This is a genomic window from Methylophilus sp. DMC14 (genome assembly GCF_056314085.1).
Window position 1 is genome coordinate 176,393 of the sequence record NZ_JBQUZA010000003.1, and the last position, 22,969, is coordinate 199,361.

Sequence of the window (22,969 nt, forward strand, 5' to 3'; positions counted from 1 at the left end):
TTTCTGTTTGAAATCAATAAATTTCAATAGCCAAGTGCACGAGCCGTTTGGTAAAAGCCAAAGCTGACCAGCCATGCCAGCATCAGGGACCACGCCAAAGACAGCCACATAAAACCGCTGCTTTTACTTTCCGATTTAAGTGTGGCGATGGTCGACAGGCAGGGCGTATAAATCAGTGTAAACAGCATAAAGCTCATGCCTTGTACCCAGTCGATATTGCTTGCAATTTGTTGGCTGAGCGCATCCCCTTGCAGGCCATAAATCACGGCCAGCGAGCCGACCACGATTTCCTTGGCAACAAAACCAAAAATCAGGGCAATCGCCAGTTGGGTGTCAATGCCAATGGGGTCCAGCACGGGCGCGAAAAAGCGACCTATGCTCCCGGCCCAGGTTTCAGGGCTGGCTGGCGTGGCAGAAAAAGGTAAATGCGTGAGTAGCCAGACCAGCACCACACCAATCACAATAAATTTGGTGGCACGTGCCAGAAAATGTTTCACCTCTTGCCAGCCGCGCATCCAGATTTGTTGCGGGGTAGGGAAGCGATAAGGCGGCAGCTCAAGCACAAAGGGCTCGCGGCTTTGAAAGCTGCGTTTGAATAGGACCGCCGTGATAAAAATGGTGGCAAAACTGACCAGATACAGCGAAAACAAGACCAGTGCGGCTTGTGACGGCGGGAACAGAATGGCGATGATAAATAAAAATACCTGTAGTCTGGCTGAGCACAGTGACAGCGGTATCGTCAGCATGGTCAGTAAACGCATGGGGCGGCTGCGCATGACGCGAGTGCCCATGAGTGCGGGCACATTGCAGCCAAACCCCATCAGCATCATGACAAAGCCGCGGCCATCCAGCCCCATTTTGGCCATCAGCGTATCCATCAGAAAAGCCGCGCGTGAGAGATAGCCGCTGTCTTCCACCATGCTCATGACCAGGAAAAATAGCACAATGATGGGTACAAAAGCGGCCACCGTACTAAACCCGGTATACAAGCCGTCCAGCAACAGCCCGTTGAGCCAGCCCGGCAAGAAGGCCAAAGCTGGTTCCAGCGCCTGGCTACGCAGCGTGTCAAACAGCCAGCCCATGCCTTCTTGCAAGGGTGCGCCTACGCTGAAAATAAACTGGAACAGCAAAAATACGGACAGCAAAAACAGCGGCAGCCCAAACCAGGGATGGAGCAATATCTTATCCAGGCGGTCGGTGAGTGTGTGGTTCAGTTGAATAGGAAACTGCACGCTCTGATCGATAATCTGGTGCATTTCCTGCTCAATGGCATTTTCGAGTTCGAGCTTGCGGGCAATACTGTCAGGCGAGGTCAGATTAGGGTGCTGCAGCATGGTCTCTGCCGCCAGCTGTAGCGCTTCTGGGCAGCCTTGCCCGTACTTGGCGCTAATGGTACGCACCGGCATGCCTAACTGTTTGCTCATGGCCTGGGTGTTGATGGTGATGCCGGCCCGTTTGGCCTCATCCTCCATATTGAGCAACAGGACTGCAGGCAAGCCCAAGGCGCGGATTTGCAAGGCCAGTGAAAGCTGTCGGTCGATTTGCGCACTGTTGAGGATAATCAGCACCAGGTCAATCTGGTGATGGCTCAGGAAATGCCTGACCACGTGTTCATCATCAGAAAAGCCGTGCAAATCATACAGGCCGGGTAAATCGATGAGCTCGGCAATATGTCCCCCCAGCAGCAGCTTGGCACTCATCAGGTCGACCGTGATGCCAGGCCAGTTGCCGACGCGCGCAGACGCACCACTCAGGCGGTTAAACAGGGTGGATTTGCCGGTATTCGGCATCCCAAGTAAGGCGACACGTTTCATACGGCAGGGGAGTCTAACAGGTCAACGGGGTGTAAATGAATGGCACTGGCATCGTGCAGACGAATGATCACATCCGTGGAGCCGATACGGACATGTAACGGCCCATTAAACGAGGCCTGTCTGATCACCTCTATGCGCTTACCGCTACGAAATCCAAGGGCATTCAGGCGTTGGGCCAGTGCTTGCTCTGCATGAATGCGGTCTACGATGGCAGTCTGCCCTGGTTTCAGTGCGTCTAGATGCATGGTTGCGTTCAAATGAGAATAATTCTTGATTGTAGCTTAGAATGACAATGAAAGAAATTGTTCATTCGATCTTTTCTCAAGTTGCGCGTTCAATCGCGGTATCCATCACAGCCAACAAAAAAGCCAGCAACGGCTGGCTTTTTGCAGGCTCAAAACGAATCCGGCTTATTTTTTCTCAAGGCCGCTCACGTCAATTTTGGCTTTGTCTTTGAGGCTCAACATGTATTTTTCGAGCTTACGTTGTTGAATGGTACGCTCAATACCTTCCTGAACTTTATCATAGGCCGGTGCTTGCAGTGCACGGGTGTCTACCAGCTTGATCACATGCCAGCCAAACTGTGACTGCACTGGCTCAGGTGTGGTTTCACCTTTTTTCAGGGCAACCAAGGCTTCAGCAAAAGGCTTGACCATGCCAGCTGGTGAGAACCAGCCCAGATCGCCCCCTTTGTCTTTGGAACCTGGGTCCAAAGATTTTTCCTTGGCCACTTTGGCAAAGTCAGTCCCTTTTTTCAGGTCAGCAATAATGGCTTTGGCTTCGGCTTCTGTTTTCACCAAGATGTGGCGGGCGTTGTACTCTTTGTCACCCAGTTCTTTTTTGTATTGCTCGTAAGCTTCTTTTTTCTCGGCATCGGTCACAGGATTTTTCTTGATGAAATCTCCCAGGAAAGCATTCACTAGTAACTTGCGACGAGCCAATTCTTCACTGACCACAAAGTCAGGCAATTTATCAATACCGGCTTTTTGCGCTTCCTGATAGGCCAACTCAGAGCCAACCAGTTCATTCACCACGGCTGCTTTCATGCCATCGTTGGCTTTTTGGCCTGTACGCGCTTCAGCATCCTTGAGGATAAACTCTACCCAGGATTTCTTGATCGGTTTGCCATTGACGGTGGCTACCGCGTCGGCATCCGCCGCATACACATGTGGCATTGCGCTTAAGCAAGCAATTGCCAACAATACTTTCAAAAATTTCATGCAATATCCTTAAAATAACGTTTTGAATTAGGTGCGATATTAAAAAACAGGATTGTTTCAAATAAATGACTCATCGGTCGATAAGGCCGTAATACTCAGCGCGTGGATGCGATGAGGCATTAAATCTTGCAAACATTGATATACCATGCGATGGCGCATTATCTGTGATTTTCCTGAAAATAGCGAGCTTTTTACCGTGATGGTAAAGTGTCCGCCGCCAGTATTTCCTGCATGTCCCCGGTGCAAATCACTGTCATCCTGAATCTCGATGTGTTCCGGTGTCAGGCTTTGCAACCGCTGCTCTATTTCAGCGCGCAGCATCACGGCAAAGTCTTTCTAAACGGTTTGACGGTCACTTGGCCATAGACGCCTGCATGCATAAACGGATCGTCATTGGCCCAGTCTGTGGCCGCCTGTAATGAGTCAAATTCAGCGACAATCAGGCTACCACTAAAGCCCGCTTCACCAGGGTTTACGCTGTCTATGGCTGGCAACGGGCCTGCTAAAACCAGGCGGCCCTCGTTTTGCAATTGTTGCAATCTGGCCAGATGCGGCGGGCGATGTTGCAGCCGCAATGGCAAGCTGTTCGGGGTGTCCTGTGCGTAAATCATGTAAAGCATGGTGGCATTCTTTCGCTGCGGCAGTCGATAAAGTCTGGCTAAATGTTTAGTCAGGCGGGTGGCTGATTTTGTTCAACCCAATGCGCTCTTAGCGCAAAGACTTGCACGATCATAAAGATAAACATAAGGCTGGTTGCCCCAAACAACTTGAAGTTGACCCAGTCGTCTTCGCTGTAGTGAAAGGCAACGTAGAGGTTCAATATGCCCATGCCGATTAAAAAGGCAATCCAGTAGAGGTTTAGCTTGTCCCAGGTGGCAGCAGGCGGCGACATCATTTTGCCCAGCATGCGCTCAATCAGGTTGCGCTTGAAGGCATAGCGACTGAAAAGCAGGGCCAGTGCCCCGATCCAATAGATGGCAGTCGGCTTCCACATGATGTAAGTTTTGTCATGCAACAACAAGGTGATGCCACCGAGAACGGTAATCACCGCACCATTAATGGCCAGCATCTTGTCTATTTTGCCGCGTTTAAGCCAGATCACGCCGATCAGCAACAGCGTACTGATCATGGCGACCGCGGTGGCTGCAAAGATGCCTGCTTTTTTATAAGCGATAAAGAACAGGATGACGGGGAGTAAATCGGTGATGATTTGCATGCTTGGCTTCAGTACGCTGAATTCTTGCTATCTGTGAGGGCACTATTTTGCTATGATTCTTGTCATAAAGTAAAGTTTATATGTAGACAATCCTGTCCCCGCACAACAGCGTAGTCTCTCTCATTCAATATGTCCGTTCCGATAGATTTGCATTGCCACTCCACGCTCTCAGATGGCCTGCTCTCGCCAGAGGAGCTGGTTGCCCACGCCGCGAGCAAAGGCGTGCGTGTGCTGGCGCTGACGGACCATGACGAGGTCGGCGGCCTGGCGCGCGCACGGATTGCCGCTGAGCAGCATGGCATTACACTGGTGAATGGTGTCGAAATCTCGGTGACCTGGAAAAAGCGGACCTTGCATATCGTTGGCTTGCGCATTGATGCGAGCGACCCGCAATTAATCACCACCTTTCAGCAAGTACATGCAGCGCGCGATACGCGTGCCCGGCAAATGGCCGAAGGCCTGGCTAAGGCTGGTATCGCTGGCGCCTACGAAGGTGCCAGGCAGATTGCGGGCAATAGTGTGATGACACGCAGTCATTTTGCCCAGTTTATTGTCAAGCAAGGGCATGCTAAAAACATCAAGTCTGTCTTTAAAAAATATATGGTCAAAGGCAAGCCAGGGTTCGTCAACCATGAGTGGATGAGTCTGGAACAAGCAGTGACCTTGATTCGCCAGGCTGGCGGTGTCGCCGTGCTGGCACACCCTGGCCGTTATGACCTGGGCTTCGTCAATATGCATTTGCTATTGCACGAGTTCAGGGGCTACGGCGGACAGGCTATAGAAGTCGTGACTGGTAGCCATCAGCCGCCGCAGTTCGATCAGTTCGCAAAACTGGCCCATCGCTTTGACTTGAAGGCATCTCAAGGCTCTGACTATCATGGCCCGGGACTTTCGTTCATGGAAATGGGCCGCTTGCCCGCCTTACCGGCCAATTGTGTCCCCCTCTGGCAGGATTGGCCCGAGGCCAGTCTGCTGCAGTAGTGCTTGATGGCCCAGTACTTTATTATTCATGCGCAAAACCCGCAGGCGCGGTTGATTCAACAAGCGGTACAGCTGTTGAAGCAGGGCGGTATTCTGGCTTGTCCGACTGACTCCAGTTACGCCTTGGTGTGCCTGATGGAGTTCAAGGACGCGCAAACACGCATCCGCCGGTTGCGTGGTGTGGATGATGATCACCCCTTTACGCTGATCTGCCGTGACTTGGCCGAGATTGGCACCTATGCCAAAGTGAACAATAGCCAGTTTCGGCTACTGAAAGCCTTGACCCCTGGCGCTTATACCTTTTTGCTTGAGGCTAGCAGAGAGGTGCCGCGCCGCCTGCATCACCCCAAACGTAGCACCATCGGTTTGCGCGTGCCCAAGCATATTGTCACGCAAACCTTGCTGGAAGCGCTGGATTCGCCCATGCTGAGCATGACCTTGCAATTACCCGGTGACGAGGCGCCCCTCTCGGTCGGATGGGAGATTCGGGAAGCGCTGGAACACCAGATTGATGCGGTGATTGACAGTGATATCGTGCACGTGGGGCCCACCACGGTGCTGGATTTGACCGAAGATCCGCCGTCGCTGGTCCGGGCAGGTGTCGCACCCTGGCCTTAATGTTGTCTGAAAGCTATTTGCATGGAAGAACTGACCGTCGTACAAAAAATTGCTGCCTACGCACTGCCTATCCTGTTTGCGATTACCGTGCATGAAGCTGCCCATGGTTACGCTGCCAAATATTTTGGCGACTTGACCGCCGAGCGCATGGGCAGGATTACGCTTAATCCCTTTAAACATATTGACCCTATCGGCACCATTTTATTGCCAGCCATCAGCATTATATTTGGCGGTATCCTGTTTGGCTGGGCAAAACCGGTCCCAGTGAATTTTGGCCAGTTACGCCGTCCCAAGCAGGATATGTTATGGGTGGCTCTGGCTGGCCCCGCTTCCAATTTTGTCATGGCATTGCTTTGGGGCTTGGTGTTGGCGAGAGTGGGACAATTTCCAGACGCAGCCCAGGCATACGTGTCGCAAATGAGTCTTGCGGGCGTACAAATCAATCTGGTGTTGCTGGTGCTTAACCTGTTTCCACTGCCACCGCTGGACGGTGGCCGCATTGCAGTGAGCTTATTGCCCATGTCCGCGGCCATCAAATTTGCCCAGCTCGAGCGTTACGGCATGCTGATACTGATTGCACTCCTGTTTACCGGTATTTTGGGGATAGTGCTGTCGCCGGTACTGCGCTTTTTTCAGCATTTGCTCACTGTGTTGGTGTTCTAACAGCGAGCCCAACTTGGTTGATTCGTTGCGGCTTGAGTCGCTGCCTCTGCCTTTCAAGCCTGAGTTAAATCAGGTATTGATCATTAATCTTGGCTATATTTTTAAGCCACATTGGACTCAGAGGGCACAATAGCCAAATCGACTCGCTTTGGGAGTAAATTCAACGTTTCAGCCGTCATGACACCGCTCACATTAATGCTTGATCGCGTCCAGCGTTAGCTTGGTTGGTACCAAAGCGCGCTCTGCTTTTGCGGCCACTGGCGGCGTGAGGGCGATGCGATCCTGGCTCAGGCCCGCGGCCAGCAATTGCTGCTGAATTGCGTTTGCCCTTGATTTGGCTAAGGCCTGTAAGTCCGCTTCTGAAACCGGGATACTGGTCGTCAAGGTCTCTTGTGCCTGTTCGTAAAATCCGGTCGGTGTTTTTTCCAGCTTTGAAGCAAGCCGCTTTAGCAGGCCTTTGTTGGTTAAGCGGTCATGCAAGGCCTTGAGCGCAGATTGCACCTTGGGGTTGTTGAGGTCTATCGGTCCCGGTGTCTGGTCTGCCTTCAGGACGATGCCCATTTCCGCAGCCACTTGCTTACGCAGGCTGCTTTCCTGCAGGGCGCGTGTATCTGCAGCGATATCGTAAGCCGGCACCACCCCCAGCTTTAATTGCTGGCGTTTGTTAAGTGCGCTGCTCACTGCTTGCAGTTTTTCCTGCTCAGGCGGGGATAAAGCCGCCGTACCGGGATCAAACACAATGGCCTCCAGCTTTTCACTGCTGCCAAACAGCTTACCCAAGGCGCTAAATGGCGCTGTCACGATTTTGGTCAGAATGTTGGTAAAGGCTTTCCAGACAATCCCGCCTATGCTGAACTTGGGGTCATCCAGGCTGCCACTGACTGGCAGGTCGAGGTCAATGACGCCATTGCTGTCTTCAAGAATGGCAATCGCCAGATCCAGGGGCAGGTTGGTGGCATCCTTACTGTCTACGCGCTCGCCCAAGGTCAGTTTGTGAATAACGAATTTGTTTTCTCCGGCCAGCTTGCGCTGCTTGATCTTGTATTCGAGATCGACAGACAGCTTGCCTGAGGTGATCTTGCGCCCGGCAAATTTGCCGGAATAGGGGGTTAGCCGGTTCATTTCCAGATTGGTGAACGCCAGTTTAAGGTCGGTAAATTCGCCGGTGTTAAATGGCTGCAAGCTGCCACGGATGCGGGCAGCGCCATAGTCATCCACCTTGCCATCCATCTCCACCTGGGCTGTGGAGGCAGGATTGCTCGAGATGCCGTTAATCACCCCGCCCAGATTGTTAATATGCGTGCCAAACGGTTGTGGCAATGACAAGTCGGCAAAGTCCAGTTCGGCATTGTTGATTCGCACACTGTCTATATTGACCGGAAAATCACTCTGTTTACTTGCGTTTGCCACCGTGGGGGCTGCGCTTGTACTGGTCGATGTTGTTGGATTGCTTGCAGGCGGATGGTCAGAAGCGGGCGCAGTACGCATGAGCTTGCTTACGTTCAGGCTGCGATCGGCAGCAATCATAAACTTGGTCTGCGGTTGGCTCACACTCAAGGTGTCGATTTGCAATTTGTTCGGTGCCAGCGATAGCGACACGCCGTCTGCCTGTAAGGTTTGCCAGCGCAAGAATGGTTGCTGGCTTTCTTCCTCAATAATTGAGAGCTGGTTGACGGTGAAGCCGCCATCAAAGCGGGTTGAGCCTTGCGTGGATTGTTGTAACCTGCCTTCTAAACCGACTGCGCCATCTTCCAGTTTGAGTAAGGCGACTTGTGCTAGGTAGGGCGCAAAGGGTTTTAAAGATAACTGACTGAGCTGTGTTTGCAGGTCTGCTTTAAACGGGGCCGCCGCGATCTTGCCTTGCAGATTCCATTGACCGCCTTGTTTGACCTTGAAGCCAGCCTTGACCGGAAGCCAGCGTGTCAGATTCTGGGTCAAGTCAGTCAGCGAGAGTTGACCATCGGTCACATCCAGGATCATGGGGCTTGAGGTCGATTGATCCTCAATATGCACCTCAGCCTGCTGCAGGGTTAGCTGTTTGAGACTATAGGTCCATGCAGTTTTCTGCGTTGTCGCGGTGGGTGAAGTCGCCGTATTCTTGGGGGCTTCTGCCGGGGGTGTTGCGAGCAGGGTTTGCCAGTTCAAGCGCTGGTCGGTCTGGCGAATCACCGAGGTTTTCAGACCACTTAACTGGATCGCCGCGACCTCGGCTTTTTGTTGCGCCAGCGCCAGATGTACTTTGCCTACCGATAGCTTGCCGAGTTGTGCCAGCGTTTGTTTATCCGATTGCAGCGCGAGTTGGCTGGCATCCAGTTGCATGTTGCTGAGCGTCAGGTCTTCAGCATGATCCAAGGCCAATTGCAGATTCATGTCGCCTACCGTTGCCTGCAGCGGTTTGGCAAACTGGTGGCTGGTATAGGTCAGGTGCCAGTGCGCGAGGGCTATTTCGTCAATGCTCAAATGGAACGGCTTGCTTTCAGTTGTTTGAGCTGTTTGCTCGGCTGTGGGTTGGGTGGTTGACGTATTTTTTGCGACGATTGGTTCGAAGCTCTGTTGCCAATCCAGCAAACCAGAGGCCAGCTGCGTGGCGGATAATTGTCCCTGATTGAGATGGATGAGCCCGATCTTCGCATGACGGTCAGCCAGGTTGAAACTGGCGTGTTCCAGTGCCAGTTCGGGCAGGCTGAGCAAGGTTTGCTGGCCATGCTGTACCTGCGCCTGTTGCAGATGAACATCCAGATTTTCAAACTGAAGCTGTGCTTGTTTATCCAGCGTGAAACTGAGACTGGGCAGTGACAGCTGGCTGCTGGCCATTGAGACGACCGCTTGCGGCTTTTGTAGCTTGAGCTGATTCAGGGTCATGTCGATACCATGACCCTGCAGGCTGAGTTGCGCAGCAGGGAGTAGCGTCAGCTGTTTGGTGGTAACCGTGAATGAGGCCCAGGTAAGTTTGTCCGCTGGCGCCATTGTCGCCCCCAAGTCCTCAATCCGTAGCTGGACATCACTGAGCTGCAGTTTTGGTTGTTGCTGATGCATGGAAAATGCATAGTTCAACTGACCAGAAAAAGCGCCGGTCTCAACTTTAACGGGCAGCGCCGCTGTGTTGACCCACTGCATCACCTTGGCAATTTGTAACGCCTCAATCGCCAGTTGCCCTTGCGATGCGAGGGGATTGACGCCGAAATTACCTTTCCACTTCACGGTGCCGCCCTGATAGGGCAGTTTTGCCGCGATCAGGTAGTCGCCGCGGTCTTGGGGCAGGGTAGAAAAGCCTTCCAGTTCAAAATCCAGCGGCTTGAGGGAGGCGCGCAAAGGCTGGTCGTGCTGTGCATCCAGGTATTCAATATTGCCCTGGCTCAGGATGATTTTTTCAATGATGACTCGGGGCAGGTCCTGATCTGGCGGCGAGGGATTTTCATTGAGTTTGGCGATCAGGTCTGCCCAGTTGAGTTTACCTTGTTTGGAGACCATCACATTCACATGCGGGCCTGTCAACTGGATCTGCTTGAGCTTCCATGCCCATTTAAACAGCCCGCTGGCGTCAAGATCGACTACCAGTCGGTCAAACGCAGCCAGGGGCGCGCCTTGCTGATCAGTCAGTGAGAGTTTTTCGATGGTGGTGGTCAGGCTGAAGGGGTCAAACGTGACCTTGTCGACGCTAGCTTTGCTGGCCAGCTGTGTTTCGGCAACCCAGGGCAACAGCCATTTGGCCAGCGGGTTCACAGCCAGCCAGGCAAACAGCAGGTAAAAAACCACCAGTCCGGCGACGATCCTCAACGGTACTGATAATGCGATTTGCGCCAGTCGGCCCGAATGAGACAGGCGAAAACGAGAAGAATAGGAACGCAAGCGATTGAGCATAGGCGATAATTTAGCAGAATTTAAATGTTTATAGCGTGATCGCGACTGGCCTGGGCAAATCTTGCGCCAAATCAGAGGGCTGGTGAGGTGAAGGTGACATGGTCATCTGTTTTCATGTATGCTTAAGTCATCTCGTTATACAGGATGCTGTTTTCAGCAGTAAATATGGCTTCGGAGCCGGATAAGTTATCTCATAAACCCTCTCTTTTAGAACGATTAAGTCATTTTCTGCTGCGTGAGCCAGAAGATCGAGAGCAGCTTGTTGAATTGCTGCATGGCGCTTATGAAAACCACCTGATGGATGGCGATTCACTGGCCATGATCGAAGGTGTTTTGCAAGTCAGTGAAATGCAAGTGCGCGACATCATGATTCCGCGTTCGCAAATGGATGTGATTGATATCGCTCAACCGCCAGACAGTTTCCTGCCGTTTGTGATTGAAACGGCACACTCCCGCTTCCCCGTGATTGAAGACAACAAGAATGATGTGATCGGCATCCTGCTGGCCAAAGACCTGCTTCGTTACTATGCAAATGAGTCTTTTGAACTGCGCGACATGTTGCGTCCGGCCGTGTTTATCCCCGAATCCAAGCGCCTGAATGTATTGCTCAAGGAGTTTCGCAGCAACCGCAATCATATTGCCATTGTGGTGGATGAGTACGGCGGTGTGGCGGGCATGGTGACCATTGAAGACGTGCTGGAGCAGATTGTTGGGGATATTGAAGACGAATATGATGATGACGAAGGTGAGGGCAATATTATCCAGCAAGCGCCGGGTAAATACCGTGTCAAAGCCTTGACTGAAATCCCAGAGTTTAATGAAGCCATTGGCACCACCTTTAGTGACGAAGAGTTTTCAACTGTGGGTGGGCTGGTGGTCAACCATTTTGGTCATTTGCCCAAGCGCGGCGAGCATATCCGCATTCAAAATCTGAGTGTGACCGTGGTGCATGCTGACAGCCGTCGTGTACATGTGTTATTGGTAGAGCTATTGCCAGAAGAAGCCTATCCTATTGAGTCGGTCTAGGCCACAGCGCCGCCGCCAGCCTATGCGGCTGCAAATGGAACCTAATGATCGTTTTGATTGCCTGAGTGTTTGAACATAAGGAGAGTGATGATGAGAGCACAAACTTGGTTGCACGGGGTGTTGGCAGTTGGATTGTTATCAGTGAGCAGTGCATTATGGGCAGGGGCGACGCCGGGGACCGCTACGACGGGAGCGATTCCAGAAGACGAGCAGGCCTTTGTGGATAAAGTCGGCAAGATGAGCCGGGCCGAATTGATTGCATTGCTGGGCGAACCTGCCCGCGCAGAAGATGTGAAACTCAAGGACAGTGGACGGGTGGTTGCCTCCATCTGGCATTATCACAACATCAACAAGGATGCGAAGGGGGCTTACTACCCAACGACCGAGCTGGATATTGTGGAAGACCAGGTCAGCGTGGTGGTGTTTTTGAATAATGATGGGTCTGACGCCAGCAGTGGTCAAACCTACGAAGTGCCCAATCCCAATCCGGCAGGCATTTAATTCTTTATTGCGGTATCAAACACAAAGGGCGCTCAGGCGCCCTTTGTGTTTTTAACCCCGATAACCCTGATTTAATTGATTATTTTTTCAGGCTATCACGGATTTCGCGCAGTAGCACAATATCTTCCGGGGTCGGCGCAGGTGCGGCAGGGGCCGGTTCATCCGCGGTTTTCAGGCGGTTCATGAATTTCACCATCTGGAAAATAATAAATGCCAGGATAATAAAGTTGAGCACGATGGTCAGAAAGTTGCCGTAGGCCAGCACTGCACCCAGTTTTTTGGCTTCTGCCAATGCCAGGTCAGCCGATTGGCCGTTAAGGGGCACATATAAATTGCTAAAATCAAAGCCGCCAAAAATCTTGCCGACCACGGGCATGATGACATCATCTACCAGCGAGGCCACAATTTTGCCAAAGGCCCCACCAATAATGACACCGACTGCCAGGTCCATGACATTGCCTTTAAGGGCGAACTGCTTGAATTCTGAAATGACGCTCATGACTTCTCCCACCATTGTTATTAAAGATTAAGATTGTAAAGGGCACTTTTATAAATTCAAGTCGCAAAGCAAGACGAGGTGCGATTAAAAAAAGGAGATGCAGTCTCTGGTTGCGAGGGCAGGAAATTTTTTTTATAAACAACACCGTATGACGATGTTAGTGGTTTCAAGAGGCCCTGCGTGAAACGCAGGCTCGCAAATTGAATTTATAGAAGTGCCCTAAAGCGACTATAGGCAATGAGGGATGTGCTTGTCAATGCTTGGGTTAAACGCCAGGTGATGGGCCGCTGGTGCGAGAGGCCTGTGATATATTGCCGGAATTGTGTTTTTGTTGGATGAATGATTGATGCAAGTGTGTCACAGTGTGCGCGAGTTGCGCGCCTTTTTAGCCCGTCATCCGCAAGCAAAGGTGGGCTTTGTCCCGACAATGGGCAATTTGCATGCAGGACATTGCCAATTAGTGACGCAGGCCAAGCAGCTCGCGGAGATTGTGGTGGTGAGTATCTTTGTCAATCCCTTGCAGTTTGGGGTGAACGAAGATTTTGGCAGCTATCCACGTACCTTGGCGGCCGACTGTGAACAGTTGGAAGCGGTAGGGGCGGACGTGGTATTTGCGCCTACCGTCACTGAAATGTACCCGGATTTTGATGGGCAGGATTTGCGGCAAGCCGTTGTGATACAACCGCCCGCACTGGCCAATGAATTATGCGGGGCCAGCCGGCCCGGGCATTTTGTCGGCGTGGCAACGGTGGTCGCCAAGCTGTTTAATATGGTGCAGCCGCAGGTGGCCGTGTTCGGCAAAAAAGATTACCAGCAATTGATGGTGATCCGCGCGCTGGTGCGGCAACTCAATTTTAACGTCGAGATTTTGGCGGGCGAGACTGTGCGCGAGCCTTCTGGCCTGGCCATGAGTTCTCGCAATGGCTATCTTTCTGCCACAGAAAAAACACAGGCAGCGCAACTTTATCAGCAACTGCAGCACATTAAACAGGCGTTGCTGGCAGGCCAGCGGGATTATGCAAGCTTGTGTGCACAGGCGGTGGCTGGGTTAAACCAGCAAGGCTGGCAGGTCGATTATGTAGACATTCGCAGGCAAATAGACCTGACCTTGCCCGATGCGAATGACCAGGCCTGGGTGATTCTGGCGGCTGCCAGGCTTGGTGGTACGCGCCTGATTGATAATTGCGAAGTGAGTCTGTAGACCAAATGCGCCACTTCTAACCATAAATTTATTTTGCGCTAAGCCCTTGATAACTTTATAATTACGTCCTTTTCCGCGCGAGCGGGTGTTCGAGTTAAGGAACGCAATGCAAAGAACCATGTTGAAATCAAAGCTGCATCGGGTACGTGTGACGCATAGCGAGTTGCACTATGAAGGCAGCTGTGCGATTGATGAGGCCTTGCTGGAAGCGGCCAATATTCATGAGTATGAGCAAATCCAGATTTACAACATCAACAATGGTGAGCGTTTTACCACCTATGCGATTCGTGCTGAGCGCCATTCCGGCGTGATCTCTGTCAATGGCGCGGCGGCCCACAAAGCCGATCCTGACGACTTGATTATTATTGCCAGCTACTCGCAATATACAGAAGCTGAATTGGCAAATTACCATCCACAACTGGTTTATGTCGATGCGCAGAACCGCATCGTCCAACAGAAAAACCATATTCCAGCGCAAGCTGCCTGAATTTGAAACCCTCTATGCAACCAAATACTTCATTAATGTCTCTTGAAGACATGAAACTGGCCGTTGTTGACGCGCTGGAAGACATCAAAGCCTTTGATATCACGGTGATGGACGTGCGCGACATGACCGCCATGACCAGTTACATGATCGTCGCCAGCGGCAATTCCACCCGCCAATGCAAAGCCATTGCAGACAATGTGCGCGAAAAGCTCAAAGAAAAAGGCATGGATGCGCGTGGTATTGAAGGCGAAAAAGAAGGCGAATGGGTGCTGGTCGACTTGGGCGACATTGTCGTGCATGTGATGGTGCCTGCTACACGTGCCTATTACAATATCGAGCAGCTGTGGAGCGAATCACAGTCGCGCCGCGCCGCCTCGGCCGCCTGATTCTGACGCAAGGTCATTCTTTATTATCCCGCATGAAACTCAATATCATCTCGGTCGGCCACAAAATGCCCGACTGGGTGGAGTCTGCCTGCGCGGAATACCTTAAGCGCATGCCGCGCGAACTTGAGACGCGCATCATTGAAATCAAACCTGACAAGCGCGCTTCGGGCAAAAACAGTGAAGTGGTCCAAGAAGCGGAAGCCAAGCGCATTCTCGACGTGGTCGGTAAAGACTATCTGGTGGCACTGGATGAGCGCGGGCAGGCTGTCACCACCTTGCAACTGGCCGATAAACTCAAATCCTGGCAGGAAATGGGGCGTGATGTGGCTTTGGTCATAGGCGGCGCTGACGGCTTGCATCCGCAATTGAAAAGTCAGGCGCAATGGTTATTCAGCCTATCCAAGCTCACGATGCCGCATGGCATGGTCAGAGTGATGCTGACCGAGCAACTTTATCGTGCGCATACGGTTCTAAGCAATCATCCTTACCACCGAGAATAAGAATGTCCAATGCCCTGGTCTGGCTGCGTCGCGATTTGCGCGACCATGATCATGCTGCCCTCTACCACGCACTCAAACAACATGCGCAAGTCTATCTCGCATTTGTTTTTGATACTGAAATCCTGGATGCCCTGACCGATAAAGTCGATCGCCGGGTCGAGTTTATCTGGGAGAGCGTACGTGAACTTAAGCAGGCGCTGCAAGCAAGAGGTGCGGATCTGATTGTGTTGCATGGCGCTGCCAGAGAAGAGATTCCTGCCTTGGCAGCACGCCTGAAAGTCTCTGCCGTCTATGCAAATCGTGATTATGAGCCCACCGCGATTGCGCGTGATGAGGCCGTCAGACAATCCCTGGCGGCTTTAGGTCAGTCACTGTTTTTGTTTAAAGATCAGGTCTTGTTTGAACAAGACGAGATCATGACACAGGCTGGTAAGCCGTATGGTGTTTTTACGCCCTACAAGAATGCCCACCTGGCAAAACTCAGCCCTTTTTATCTGCAAGCGTATCCAACTGACAAGTATCTCGGTCAACTGGCACCACTGCCGCCGCAAGCGATGCCCACTTTGACCTCACTGGGGTTTGAGGAGACTAATCTGAAAGCCATGCGTTTGCCGACCGGAATGGCTGGTGCGCAGCAGCTGTTTGATGACTTTCTGCAGCGGATCAGCCAATATCACGATGCGCGTAATTATCCTGCCATCAAGGGCGTGTCTTACCTGTCTGTACATTTGCGTTTCGGCACCATTTCAATCCGCCAATTGGCGCATGCGGCCTGGCAATTGACGCAGACCGGCAATGAAGGCGCGGCCATCTGGCTCAATGAGCTCATCTGGCGCGATTTTTATTTCCAGGTTTTGTATCATCGGCCAGACTTGCAGCAGGGCGCGGCTTTTAAGGCTGAATATGAGGGGTTGGCTTTCCCCAATCACCAGCCCTGGTTTGAGGCCTGGTGTGCCGGCCAGACCGGTTTCCCGATCGTGGATGCGGCCATGCGGCAGTTGAACCAGACCGGCTATATGCATAACCGGTTACGCATGATTGTCGCCAGTTTTCTGGTCAAGGATTTGCTCATCGACTGGCGATGGGGTGAGCAATATTTCGCACAAAAGCTGATCGATTTTGATTTCGCGGCCAACAACGGTGGCTGGCAGTGGGCGGCTTCTACCGGTTGCGATGCGCAGCCGTATTTCAGGATATTCAACCCGCAGTCGCAATCTGAAAAGTTTGATCCACAAGGCAAATTTATCCGCAAATATGTACCAGAATTGGCCTCCCTGAATGATGACCAAATTCATGCGCCATGGACAGCGAAATATCACAAGCAAAGCTTGTTTAATCAAGGTGTTGCATTGACTTATCCTCACCCTGTTGTAGATCACGCAATACAGCGGGAACTGGCGTTGCGCCTATACAAAAATAATGTGAAGCCCGAATGACATTTGAGGTAGAATGAAGAACATTTTAATCGGGATTGGGGCAGAGTCTGGATCAAGGCAAAACACAGCCAGTTGGTGGCTGTATCTCAGATATCTTTGTCAAACGCGCTTTAGTTTTTAAAAAGTGATTCCGTTAAGAATAAGCATTGCTTGGTGATTAAATGCTATTGCAAGATAAAAAACATGCAGTGTTGGGGATACAAAAAATTTAATACGCCTGAACAGCTTCTGAAATAATGACGAATATGAAAAAATTAAGAGCGATAGTACTGATTGCAACACTGGCAAGTGTGTCCGGCTGTGCAACAACCAATAAAGATCCGCTGGAGGGATTTAACCGCGGCATCTACAAATTTAATGATGTTGCGGACCGCTATGCGATGAAGCCAGTGGCAAAAGCCTACAAAGCCATCGCCCCTTCGCCGGTACGTACCGGCATCAGCAACTTCTTTAGTAACCTGGGCACCTTGACCACTGTGGTCAATGATCTGTTGCAATTGAAGTTTGCCCAGGCCTTTAACGATGCCGGCCGCTTTGTGATCAATACAACCTTTGGCGTGGCTGGGTTGATTGATGTGGCCAGTATGGACAATATTCCCAAACATCAGGAAGATTTTGGTCAAACCCTGGGCTATTGGGGTATGGGGTCGGGCGCCTATCTGGTGCTGCCAATTTTGGGCCCCAGTACGGTGCGGGATGCCAGCGGGTTGGCAATTGATACCGTGACTTCTGATCCGATTCAATATTTGCACAACATTGGCCAGACGCGTACTTACTATCAGGTGCGTGCGGTACAGTTGCTGGACAAGCGTACACAATTGCTTGATGCGACTGACCTGGTCGATAATGCGTCGATTGATCCTTACGCCTTTATGCGCGACGCTTATTTACAGCGCCGTGCCAGCTTGATTCAGGATGGCTTGGTGCCTCAGGAGTTGCTGCAGGACGGCTTTGAGCCCGCGGACGAAGATGTGCCTGCCAAACCGGCGGCGTCTTCCTCTAACAATGGCGAAACCGTATTGCTGCAGTCAGTTACCTCTGTGGATCAGTCTGAACCCGGCAATATGGCCGCGGTTGTCGTGTCTGAGAATCAAGCCGTAGAATCGATCGCTGCAACGACATTGGATGAGGTGGATGCCTTAGCTTTTGAGGCGACTGCGCAAACTGAAGAAGTTTTGCCGCCATTACTCGAGCAAACGAGCGAAACTGGCGACGAAATGCCTGTGGTTGAAAAAGAGGCGGCAGAGGTCGTGGCTGCCATAGATGAAACGCTGATGGCATTACCGGCTGAGACTGCACCACAGTAATCCTGTCTGGAAATATAAAAAAGGCTTTGCATTTGCAAAGCCTTTTTTATTGGTGACAACTTGTTTACTGATGGGAATTGGGTTGAGCGAACAAGTTTATTCGGATGAGGCGACGGTCATGCGCTCTATCAAGATCGAGCCCGTCAGTTTGGAACTGTTGGGAATCACGTCGTTACCAATGGCGACGATACTTTTTAGCATGTCTTTCATGTTGCTGGCGATGGTGATTTCTTCGACCGGGTGCACAATGACGCCGTTCTCAACCCAATAGCCAGACGCACCGCGTGAGTAGTCGCCAGTCACCATATTCAGGCCATGCCCCAGTAACTCCGTCACCAGCAGCCCCGTGCCCAGTGTTTGCAGCAGCTGTTCAAAGGACTGACCAGTGGATCTGATCAGAATATTGTGCGCGCCACCGGCATTGCCTGTCGTTTTGAGCCCCAGTTTGCGGGCGGAGTAGCTGCCCAATAAATAGCCTTGCAGGACGCCATTCTCGACCACTGTTCTGGTTTGACAAGCGACGCCTTCGCTATCAAAGGCACTGCTGGCCGCCCCTTTGAGCAGAAATGGATGATCTTCAATCTGTAACAACGGGCTGGCGATGGTTTGGCCCAGGCTATCAAGCAGGAAAGAGGATTTTCGATACAGGTTGCCACCAGAAATGGCACTCATGAGGGTACCAATCAGGCCACTGGCCAGCGGTGCTTCAAACAGTACCGGGTATTGCCCGGTTTTGATCGGGCGCGCACCCAGTCGCCTGGCGGTGCGTTCACCAGCGATCTGGCCCACCTGTTCAGGGCTGGCCAGGTCTAGTGCATCGCGGGCACTGCTATACCAGTAGTCGCGTTGCATCAGGCCATCGGCCTCGGCAATCACCGAGCAACTGATACTATGACGTGAACTGGCATAGCCCCCGATAAACCCGTGACTGTTGGCATAGGCGAAGGCGCCGCTTTGCGTGTAGACACTGGCTCCCTCACTGTTACTGATTCTGTGATCTACTGCCAGTGCCGCGCTTTCGCAACGTTTGGCCAGCGCCAGCGCTGCATCGACATCGACTTGCCAGGGATGATGCAGAGACAGGTCAGGAAACGAGGTTGCCATCAAGTCAGCGTCAGCCAGACCACAGAAGGGGTCCTGCGCCGTATACTTGGCGATATTGCAGGCCGCTTCGACCGTATCACGCAAGGCTTGCGGACTCAGGTCTGAGGTGCTGGCATAGCCTTTTTGCTGACCAAAATAGACCGTGACCGAGCAGCCCTTATCGCGGTTGTACTCAATATTCTCAGTCTCGCCCTGGCGCACAGACACACTCTGACCCATGCCAAAACTGACTTCGGTTTCGGCACTGCTGGCACCGGCTGTTTGTGTCAAACGAATAATGTCTTGGGCGATTTGTTGTAGTTGGTCTGCTTGCATGCTGGCTGGCTTGTTTTTAGCTTGGCGGTTAAAGCTGTTATCATACCGTGATTTGGCAGAGATTGCTTTTAACATGACATCTGAAACCTTTGATGATTCCCAACCCAGTAAAACCCGCCTCAAGGCTGAGGCGGATGCCGCGCAGGACATTGGCCGACAACTGGTGGCGCTCCCCAAGGATAAATTGAAAAAACTGGCGCTGGAAGAATCCCTGATGGATGCGATTGCCGAAGCCAAGCGCATTACCTCGAATGGTGCCATCCGTCGTCAAATGCAATATATTGGGCGCCTGATGCGTGAAACAGATTTGGCCCCGATTGTTGAACAATTGCAAAAGTGGGAAGGCAAGCATCAGGAGGAAAATGCCCGCTTTCACCAAATGGAACGGTGGCGGTCACGCTTGCTCGAAGACAGCAAGGCCATCGAATTATTTATTGCTGAATATCCGCAGACCCCTGTGCAGCAAATGCGTACCTTGATCCGTAATGCGAATAAGGAGCATGCTGCCGGCAAGCCGCCTAAAAGCAGCCGCGAATTATTTAAAATAATCCGCGAATTGATGGAAGGTGTAGCGGTAGAGGATGACTTGCAGGCGATAGCGGGTACTGAGGAAGACGAGTTGGATGAAGATTGAACGTGATTGGCGGTCGCCAACACAGCTTGATCATGCTGACATCAGCAGCTTTTGAAAAGGGGGGACAAGTATGCACACCACACCAATAGATATCGAACTCGACCTGATGGGCCTGGACAGTCCGTTGCCCATGCTGAAAACCATCGAAAAACTGGAGGAGTTGTTGCCCGGTCAGGTGTTGTCCGTGAAAACGACCTCTGCAGGCAGCGAACAGAATATCCGCAACGTGATTAATCATCACCCGGTCAAGTTGTTGTCTGTGCACAAAGAAGGCGGTGTCTTTCACTTTTTGATCCAGAAAGAAACCACTCTGGCGGCTGACTAGTCACTGAGCGGGTGTGGCCTTGGGCTCCGGGCTTCGTCTGACCCGCTCCAACACACGGCGCGAGCCGTGCGTTTAATGATCTGTATTGGTTTTCTTAGGGGGTAACAAGAACTTGCCTGGCTGGCGATACAGTGCACTTAACAATTCCAGCCAAAAAGCCTTCCAGTGGCGATAGCGCACTTTTCGTGACTTCATTGCAACGTAGATTGCCAGGCCGAAACTGGTAATGAGGTTGATGGTGCCGACCAGGGCAATCCCCAGAATGGTGGTGCCCACAATGTATTGGCTGACCTGAAAATCAAGCGCCGGGAACGAGTAACCGGCAAAAGCCGCAACAAAGGTCACGTGACGGATATCGAGCGGCAATCCCAGCATGACCCCCAGCCCTGAGGCAAATCCCAACAGGCAACCAAAGTAAAAATTCCCCGCCAGTGCGCCCAGGTTATGACGAATATAGTCGGTAATGCGCCCCAGACGTTCTTTGCCCAGCAAGGACTGCAACCAGCCCAAATGTTGCAGGCGTTCTGGAATCCGGTTGTAGGCGGCCAGGTTGTCGTGGTAGCCGGCAATCAGGCCTGACAAAAACAAACATACCCCGGCGACTGCCGCATAAAGTGCGGTCAGGCTGATCAGCGGGTTGTTGTTGTCCAGCAGGCTATGTGCTTTTTCGCTGCCAATAAAGTGATGGCCAGTGCTTTGCATAAACAGCCAGTCAATCAGTATGGCCACCGGAATCACCACCACCACGTTGCCTAAAATCGCAATCGTCTGGCTGCTCGTGGTTTGTGCCACAATATTGATCAGATTGTGGATGTTTTTGCTGTCATGGCCATGGTCATCTATGGTTGAAGCAATGGTCGCAGCGGTCATCGCAGGCTGCTTGGTGGCCACCGTGAAGTGCAACAGGTGAATGAGGACAAAGCCCAGGCCATAATTGAGGCTAAACAAAATGGCCTCGGTCAGCGGTGGCAGGTGATAGCTGGCAATCATGATTTTAAACATCGCCATAAAGGCAATGATGAGGCCCGCGCCCATGGCTGAGCCCATGAGCTTGAAATATTCACCGCGATGTTGCGCAATGTAATGCTCGCCGGTATGGCTGGCATTTTCAGTGACGCGCAAGGCCAGCAATTCCGTATTTTGGCGCCAGTAATCCGACAGGTTATTTTTCTTGCATTCGGCATCCACCAGCTGTTTCAGCAAGCTGGTGATTGCCTGGCTCACATCATGCTTGAGAATGAGCCCATGCAGAATGTCTACCACCAGTTGCATGCGCTGAATCTGTTGCAAAATTCTTTGCATCAGCGCCGTGAGCGAGATGCTGGTGCCGGTTTTGGCATTCGCCTTGCGGATTTCATAGGTCAGTTGCTCGCAACGCTTGAGCACACTGTAGAGATGTTGCACATCTTCAGCCTGGATGCTGCCCAGCGCCAAAAACTTTTGAATTTCAATATTTTGCGTGATAAAGGGCGAGCTGTTTGATTCGAGATCCTCATGCTGCAAAATCAGCTCGGGGTCCAAGCCAGACGCCGAGAGCCTGAAAGACAGCACTTGCAGGGCATCCTTGAGCTCCTGGATGCAGTTTTGCTGCAATTGCCAGTCGCCTCGGCTGATGTCCAATGTCTGCATAAAGTCTCGCCAGACCTGGTCGGGCATGCCGGTGACCCAGTCAGCATCATCGTTTTGATGAAAGATCTGGCCAAAGATATCCTTGAGATATTTAGGGTCCGGTACGTCTGGCAGGATTTTATGCGAAAGCCGACGATAAATTTCGGTAAAAAAGCCGAGGTCTGATTGAATGCCGTGGTCTGAATACAGCGATATCACGCTCTTTTCGTTGAGCAGTCTCAGTACGCTGTTGCGCAATAACAAGGCAAACTGTGGATGCTGTTGCAGCAGGAAGCACAAGGCCTGCAAGGCATTGCTCGCACTTTCAATATCCGAAGAGTCCTTGGGCCGGATATTGTCGAACAACGCTCGAATAAACTGAATATCGTCAATATCACCGGCCGCTTCGCGTGCGGCCTGGTGGTCAAAAATCGGTTGAAACATGTAAAGCGCTTTCTTGGATGCTTGATTTGGCAAGGATAACACGCCAAACGTTTAGAGCTGCGCCTCTAGCGAGAGGGGTTCACTTTGACGTTCCATCTCTAACTTAACCGCTTTGCCGCGGTATTTGCGCACGAGGGTGGAGAGCGTGGCTGCATCTTCTACTTTTTCCTGGTTGATGCTGAGTAGCTGATCGCCGCGTTGCAGGCCTGCTTTTTCGGCAGACGAGCCATGAATTACGGCAATCACGCGCACGCCGGGGGTAGGCATGCGTTCACTCTCACCACCAGATTGTTTTTGCACCAGTTTGATCACATGGATGCCTAGTAAAGGAGGCGGCAGTTTTGCCCAGAAACTTGCGTAATAACGATATTTGCCCGGGCTGGCAGCCATGTCTTTTTCAGTCAGCGACTGACCTTTTTTCACGGCTTCCTTGATCATCTCCATCTTGGAGGCTGGCGAAGTGTTGCCCGCTTTTTTCACATAGACCAGAATGCTATCGGCTTGGAGGCTGCGGCCATGGTCTAGTGCCAGTTCTGGCGGGACTTCCCCAGCTTCAAAACTGCTAAAGCCCATCAAGTCATAACCATCTTCGAGCATTCTGATGTTGTCGTCATCCCGGCGCACGCCACTGAGCAACTGCGGCTCAGGATTGGCTTGCAAGGAGTGCAGGTTCCCCTGGTTTTGTGCCTGGTAATGTGTGACGTAGGGGTTTTCTTCGGCAGAGACGCGTTGACTCGTGAGCATACAGGCGAGGGCCAAACACATGGACAACCACATGAGTCCGCCTAGGATGAGCGGACGTTTTAAGGGGGGGGAATGCCTG

Annotated in this window: 24 protein-coding genes; 13 read left to right on the forward strand and 11 right to left on the reverse strand. The window is 51.9% G+C overall.

Annotated features, from left to right (window positions below; all coding sequences use genetic code 11):
- Positions 1-23: 23 nt before the first annotated feature.
- The 6 genes from feoB to ACT53C_RS07770 form a co-directional block, all read right to left on the reverse strand.
- Positions 24-1,814, reverse strand: a complete 1,791-nt coding sequence (gene feoB / locus ACT53C_RS07745) for a ferrous iron transport protein B (RefSeq protein WP_476145473.1) — start codon at positions 1,812-1,814, stop codon at positions 24-26.
- Complete coding sequence (locus tag ACT53C_RS07750; RefSeq protein ID WP_194748293.1) at positions 1,811-2,059, reverse strand: FeoA family protein; 249 nt, start codon at positions 2,057-2,059, stop codon at positions 1,811-1,813. The genes feoB and ACT53C_RS07750 overlap by 4 nt, the downstream gene beginning before the upstream one ends.
- Before the next feature lie 165 nt (positions 2,060-2,224).
- Positions 2,225-3,034, reverse strand: coding sequence for a peptidylprolyl isomerase (locus tag ACT53C_RS07755; RefSeq protein ID WP_194748292.1), 810 nt, complete (start codon positions 3,032-3,034; stop codon positions 2,225-2,227).
- A 57-nt stretch (positions 3,035-3,091) separates the two neighbouring features.
- Positions 3,092-3,355: a BolA family protein gene (locus ACT53C_RS07760; RefSeq protein ID WP_194748291.1), complete on the reverse strand. Its 264-nt coding sequence runs from the start codon at positions 3,353-3,355 to the stop codon at positions 3,092-3,094.
- Positions 3,355-3,654: a YciI family protein gene (locus ACT53C_RS07765; RefSeq protein WP_476145474.1), complete on the reverse strand. Its 300-nt coding sequence runs from the start codon at positions 3,652-3,654 to the stop codon at positions 3,355-3,357. The genes ACT53C_RS07760 and ACT53C_RS07765 overlap by 1 nt, the downstream gene beginning before the upstream one ends.
- Positions 3,655-3,704: 50 nt before the next feature.
- The gene (locus tag ACT53C_RS07770) at positions 3,705-4,250 is read right to left on the reverse strand and encodes a septation protein A (protein ID WP_275355966.1); all 546 of its coding nucleotides are present in this window, start codon (positions 4,248-4,250) and stop codon (positions 3,705-3,707) included.
- 129 nt (positions 4,251-4,379) lie between these two features.
- Between ACT53C_RS07770 and ACT53C_RS07775 the strand changes: the two genes are divergently transcribed.
- From ACT53C_RS07775 to ACT53C_RS07785, 3 genes are read left to right on the forward strand one after another with little or no spacing between them, the layout of a single operon-like run.
- Complete coding sequence (locus tag ACT53C_RS07775; RefSeq protein ID WP_338654893.1) at positions 4,380-5,231, forward strand: 3',5'-nucleoside bisphosphate phosphatase; 852 nt, start codon at positions 4,380-4,382, stop codon at positions 5,229-5,231.
- 6 nt (positions 5,232-5,237) lie between these two features.
- The gene (locus ACT53C_RS07780) at positions 5,238-5,849 is read left to right on the forward strand and encodes an L-threonylcarbamoyladenylate synthase (RefSeq protein ID WP_194748287.1); all 612 of its coding nucleotides are present in this window, start codon (positions 5,238-5,240) and stop codon (positions 5,847-5,849) included.
- Between the two features lie 21 nt (positions 5,850-5,870).
- A complete protein-coding gene (locus ACT53C_RS07785) occupies positions 5,871-6,512 on the forward strand; it encodes a site-2 protease family protein (protein WP_194748286.1) in 642 nt (213 codons plus the stop codon).
- 192 nt (positions 6,513-6,704) lie between these two features.
- Here ACT53C_RS07785 and ACT53C_RS07790 read toward each other — a convergent pair whose 3' ends face one another.
- Positions 6,705-10,373: a DUF748 domain-containing protein gene (locus ACT53C_RS07790; protein WP_476145475.1), complete on the reverse strand. Its 3,669-nt coding sequence runs from the start codon at positions 10,371-10,373 to the stop codon at positions 6,705-6,707.
- 165 nt (positions 10,374-10,538) lie between these two features.
- Here ACT53C_RS07790 and ACT53C_RS07795 point away from each other — a divergent pair, with 165 nt between their 5' ends.
- Positions 10,539-11,399 (forward strand): HlyC/CorC family transporter, encoded by an 861-nt coding sequence (locus tag ACT53C_RS07795; protein ID WP_379075305.1) that lies wholly within the window; start codon positions 10,539-10,541, stop codon positions 11,397-11,399.
- Positions 11,400-11,486: 87 nt separating this feature from the next.
- Positions 11,487-11,900, forward strand: coding sequence for a hypothetical protein (locus tag ACT53C_RS07800; RefSeq protein ID WP_275355956.1), 414 nt, complete (start codon positions 11,487-11,489; stop codon positions 11,898-11,900).
- A gap of 79 nt (positions 11,901-11,979) precedes the next feature.
- On the opposite strand, the gene mscL is transcribed toward ACT53C_RS07800, so the two are convergent.
- The gene (mscL, locus tag ACT53C_RS07805; RefSeq protein ID WP_194748283.1) at positions 11,980-12,399 is read right to left on the reverse strand and encodes a large conductance mechanosensitive channel protein MscL; all 420 of its coding nucleotides are present in this window, start codon (positions 12,397-12,399) and stop codon (positions 11,980-11,982) included.
- A gap of 346 nt (positions 12,400-12,745) precedes the next feature.
- On the opposite strand from mscL, the gene panC reads away from it, so the two are divergent.
- The 6 genes from panC to ACT53C_RS07835 all read left to right on the forward strand — a co-directional run bounded on the left by panC (position 12,746) and on the right by ACT53C_RS07835 (position 17,716).
- Positions 12,746-13,600, forward strand: a complete 855-nt coding sequence (gene panC, locus ACT53C_RS07810) for a pantoate--beta-alanine ligase (protein WP_476145476.1) — start codon at positions 12,746-12,748, stop codon at positions 13,598-13,600.
- Between the two features lie 106 nt (positions 13,601-13,706).
- Positions 13,707-14,087: an aspartate 1-decarboxylase gene (gene panD / locus ACT53C_RS07815; RefSeq protein WP_194748281.1), complete on the forward strand. Its 381-nt coding sequence runs from the start codon at positions 13,707-13,709 to the stop codon at positions 14,085-14,087.
- A gap of 14 nt (positions 14,088-14,101) precedes the next feature.
- Entirely contained in the window at positions 14,102-14,473 is a 372-nt protein-coding gene (gene rsfS, locus ACT53C_RS07820) for a ribosome silencing factor (RefSeq protein ID WP_275355952.1), read from the forward strand.
- Between the two features lie 32 nt (positions 14,474-14,505).
- Positions 14,506-14,973: a 23S rRNA (pseudouridine(1915)-N(3))-methyltransferase RlmH gene (gene rlmH / locus ACT53C_RS07825; protein ID WP_476145477.1), complete on the forward strand. Its 468-nt coding sequence runs from the start codon at positions 14,506-14,508 to the stop codon at positions 14,971-14,973.
- 2 nt (positions 14,974-14,975) lie between these two features.
- Positions 14,976-16,409, forward strand: coding sequence for a cryptochrome/photolyase family protein (locus ACT53C_RS07830; protein WP_476145478.1), 1,434 nt, complete (start codon positions 14,976-14,978; stop codon positions 16,407-16,409).
- 245 nt (positions 16,410-16,654) lie between these two features.
- On the forward strand, positions 16,655-17,716 hold the full coding sequence (locus tag ACT53C_RS07835; RefSeq protein WP_476145479.1) for an MlaA family lipoprotein: 1,062 nt from the start codon (positions 16,655-16,657) through the stop codon (positions 17,714-17,716).
- A 96-nt stretch (positions 17,717-17,812) separates the two neighbouring features.
- Here the strand turns inward: ACT53C_RS07835 and pmbA are convergent, their stop codons facing one another.
- The gene (pmbA, locus tag ACT53C_RS07840; RefSeq protein WP_476145621.1) at positions 17,813-19,135 is read right to left on the reverse strand and encodes a metalloprotease PmbA; all 1,323 of its coding nucleotides are present in this window, start codon (positions 19,133-19,135) and stop codon (positions 17,813-17,815) included.
- A 73-nt stretch (positions 19,136-19,208) separates the two neighbouring features.
- On the opposite strand from pmbA, the gene yjgA reads away from it, so the two are divergent.
- Both yjgA and ACT53C_RS07850 read left to right on the forward strand, forming a co-directional pair.
- Positions 19,209-19,769 carry a ribosome biogenesis factor YjgA gene (gene yjgA, locus ACT53C_RS07845; protein WP_275355949.1) on the forward strand — a complete coding sequence of 187 codons (561 nt, stop codon included), beginning with the start codon at positions 19,209-19,211 and terminating at the stop codon, positions 19,767-19,769.
- Positions 19,770-19,839: 70 nt separating this feature from the next.
- Positions 19,840-20,094, forward strand: coding sequence for a sulfurtransferase TusA family protein (locus ACT53C_RS07850; RefSeq protein WP_194748274.1), 255 nt, complete (start codon positions 19,840-19,842; stop codon positions 20,092-20,094).
- A gap of 72 nt (positions 20,095-20,166) precedes the next feature.
- Here ACT53C_RS07850 and ACT53C_RS07855 read toward each other — a convergent pair whose 3' ends face one another.
- Together ACT53C_RS07855 and ACT53C_RS07860 are read right to left on the reverse strand one after the other, a co-directional pair.
- Complete coding sequence (locus tag ACT53C_RS07855; protein WP_476145480.1) at positions 20,167-22,146, reverse strand: site-specific recombinase; 1,980 nt, start codon at positions 22,144-22,146, stop codon at positions 20,167-20,169.
- 51 nt (positions 22,147-22,197) lie between these two features.
- On the reverse strand, positions 22,198-22,923 hold the full coding sequence (locus ACT53C_RS07860) for a PDZ domain-containing protein (RefSeq protein WP_379075331.1): 726 nt from the start codon (positions 22,921-22,923) through the stop codon (positions 22,198-22,200).
- Between the last annotated feature and the right edge of the window lie 46 nt (positions 22,924-22,969).

Coding starts and splice junctions, on each gene's coding strand:
- feoB (WP_476145473.1), bottom strand. CDS start 1,814: ATGAAACGTGTCGCCTTACTTGGGATGCCGAATACCGGCAAATCCACC.
- ACT53C_RS07750 (WP_194748293.1), bottom strand. CDS start 2,059: ATGCATCTAGACGCACTGAAACCAGGGCAGACTGCCATCGTAGACCGC.
- ACT53C_RS07755 (WP_194748292.1), bottom strand. CDS start 3,034: ATGAAATTTTTGAAAGTATTGTTGGCAATTGCTTGCTTAAGCGCAATG.
- ACT53C_RS07760 (WP_194748291.1), bottom strand. CDS start 3,355: ATGCTGCGCGCTGAAATAGAGCAGCGGTTGCAAAGCCTGACACCGGAA.
- ACT53C_RS07765 (WP_476145474.1), bottom strand. CDS start 3,654: ATGCTTTACATGATTTACGCACAGGACACCCCGAACAGCTTGCCATTG.
- ACT53C_RS07770 (WP_275355966.1), bottom strand. CDS start 4,250: ATGCAAATCATCACCGATTTACTCCCCGTCATCCTGTTCTTTATCGCT.
- ACT53C_RS07775 (WP_338654893.1), top strand. CDS start 4,380: ATGTCCGTTCCGATAGATTTGCATTGCCACTCCACGCTCTCAGATGGC.
- ACT53C_RS07780 (WP_194748287.1), top strand. CDS start 5,238: ATGGCCCAGTACTTTATTATTCATGCGCAAAACCCGCAGGCGCGGTTG.
- ACT53C_RS07785 (WP_194748286.1), top strand. CDS start 5,871: ATGGAAGAACTGACCGTCGTACAAAAAATTGCTGCCTACGCACTGCCT.
- ACT53C_RS07790 (WP_476145475.1), bottom strand. CDS start 10,373: ATGCTCAATCGCTTGCGTTCCTATTCTTCTCGTTTTCGCCTGTCTCAT.
- ACT53C_RS07795 (WP_379075305.1), top strand. CDS start 10,539: ATGGCTTCGGAGCCGGATAAGTTATCTCATAAACCCTCTCTTTTAGAA.
- ACT53C_RS07800 (WP_275355956.1), top strand. CDS start 11,487: ATGATGAGAGCACAAACTTGGTTGCACGGGGTGTTGGCAGTTGGATTG.
- mscL (WP_194748283.1), bottom strand. CDS start 12,399: ATGAGCGTCATTTCAGAATTCAAGCAGTTCGCCCTTAAAGGCAATGTC.
- panC (WP_476145476.1), top strand. CDS start 12,746: ATGCAAGTGTGTCACAGTGTGCGCGAGTTGCGCGCCTTTTTAGCCCGT.
- panD (WP_194748281.1), top strand. CDS start 13,707: ATGCAAAGAACCATGTTGAAATCAAAGCTGCATCGGGTACGTGTGACG.
- rsfS (WP_275355952.1), top strand. CDS start 14,102: ATGCAACCAAATACTTCATTAATGTCTCTTGAAGACATGAAACTGGCC.
- rlmH (WP_476145477.1), top strand. CDS start 14,506: ATGAAACTCAATATCATCTCGGTCGGCCACAAAATGCCCGACTGGGTG.
- ACT53C_RS07830 (WP_476145478.1), top strand. CDS start 14,976: ATGTCCAATGCCCTGGTCTGGCTGCGTCGCGATTTGCGCGACCATGAT.
- ACT53C_RS07835 (WP_476145479.1), top strand. CDS start 16,655: ATGAAAAAATTAAGAGCGATAGTACTGATTGCAACACTGGCAAGTGTG.
- pmbA (WP_476145621.1), bottom strand. CDS start 19,135: ATGCAAGCAGACCAACTACAACAAATCGCCCAAGACATTATTCGTTTG.
- yjgA (WP_275355949.1), top strand. CDS start 19,209: ATGACATCTGAAACCTTTGATGATTCCCAACCCAGTAAAACCCGCCTC.
- ACT53C_RS07850 (WP_194748274.1), top strand. CDS start 19,840: ATGCACACCACACCAATAGATATCGAACTCGACCTGATGGGCCTGGAC.
- ACT53C_RS07855 (WP_476145480.1), bottom strand. CDS start 22,146: ATGTTTCAACCGATTTTTGACCACCAGGCCGCACGCGAAGCGGCCGGT.
- ACT53C_RS07860 (WP_379075331.1), bottom strand. CDS start 22,923: ATGTGGTTGTCCATGTGTTTGGCCCTCGCCTGTATGCTCACGAGTCAA.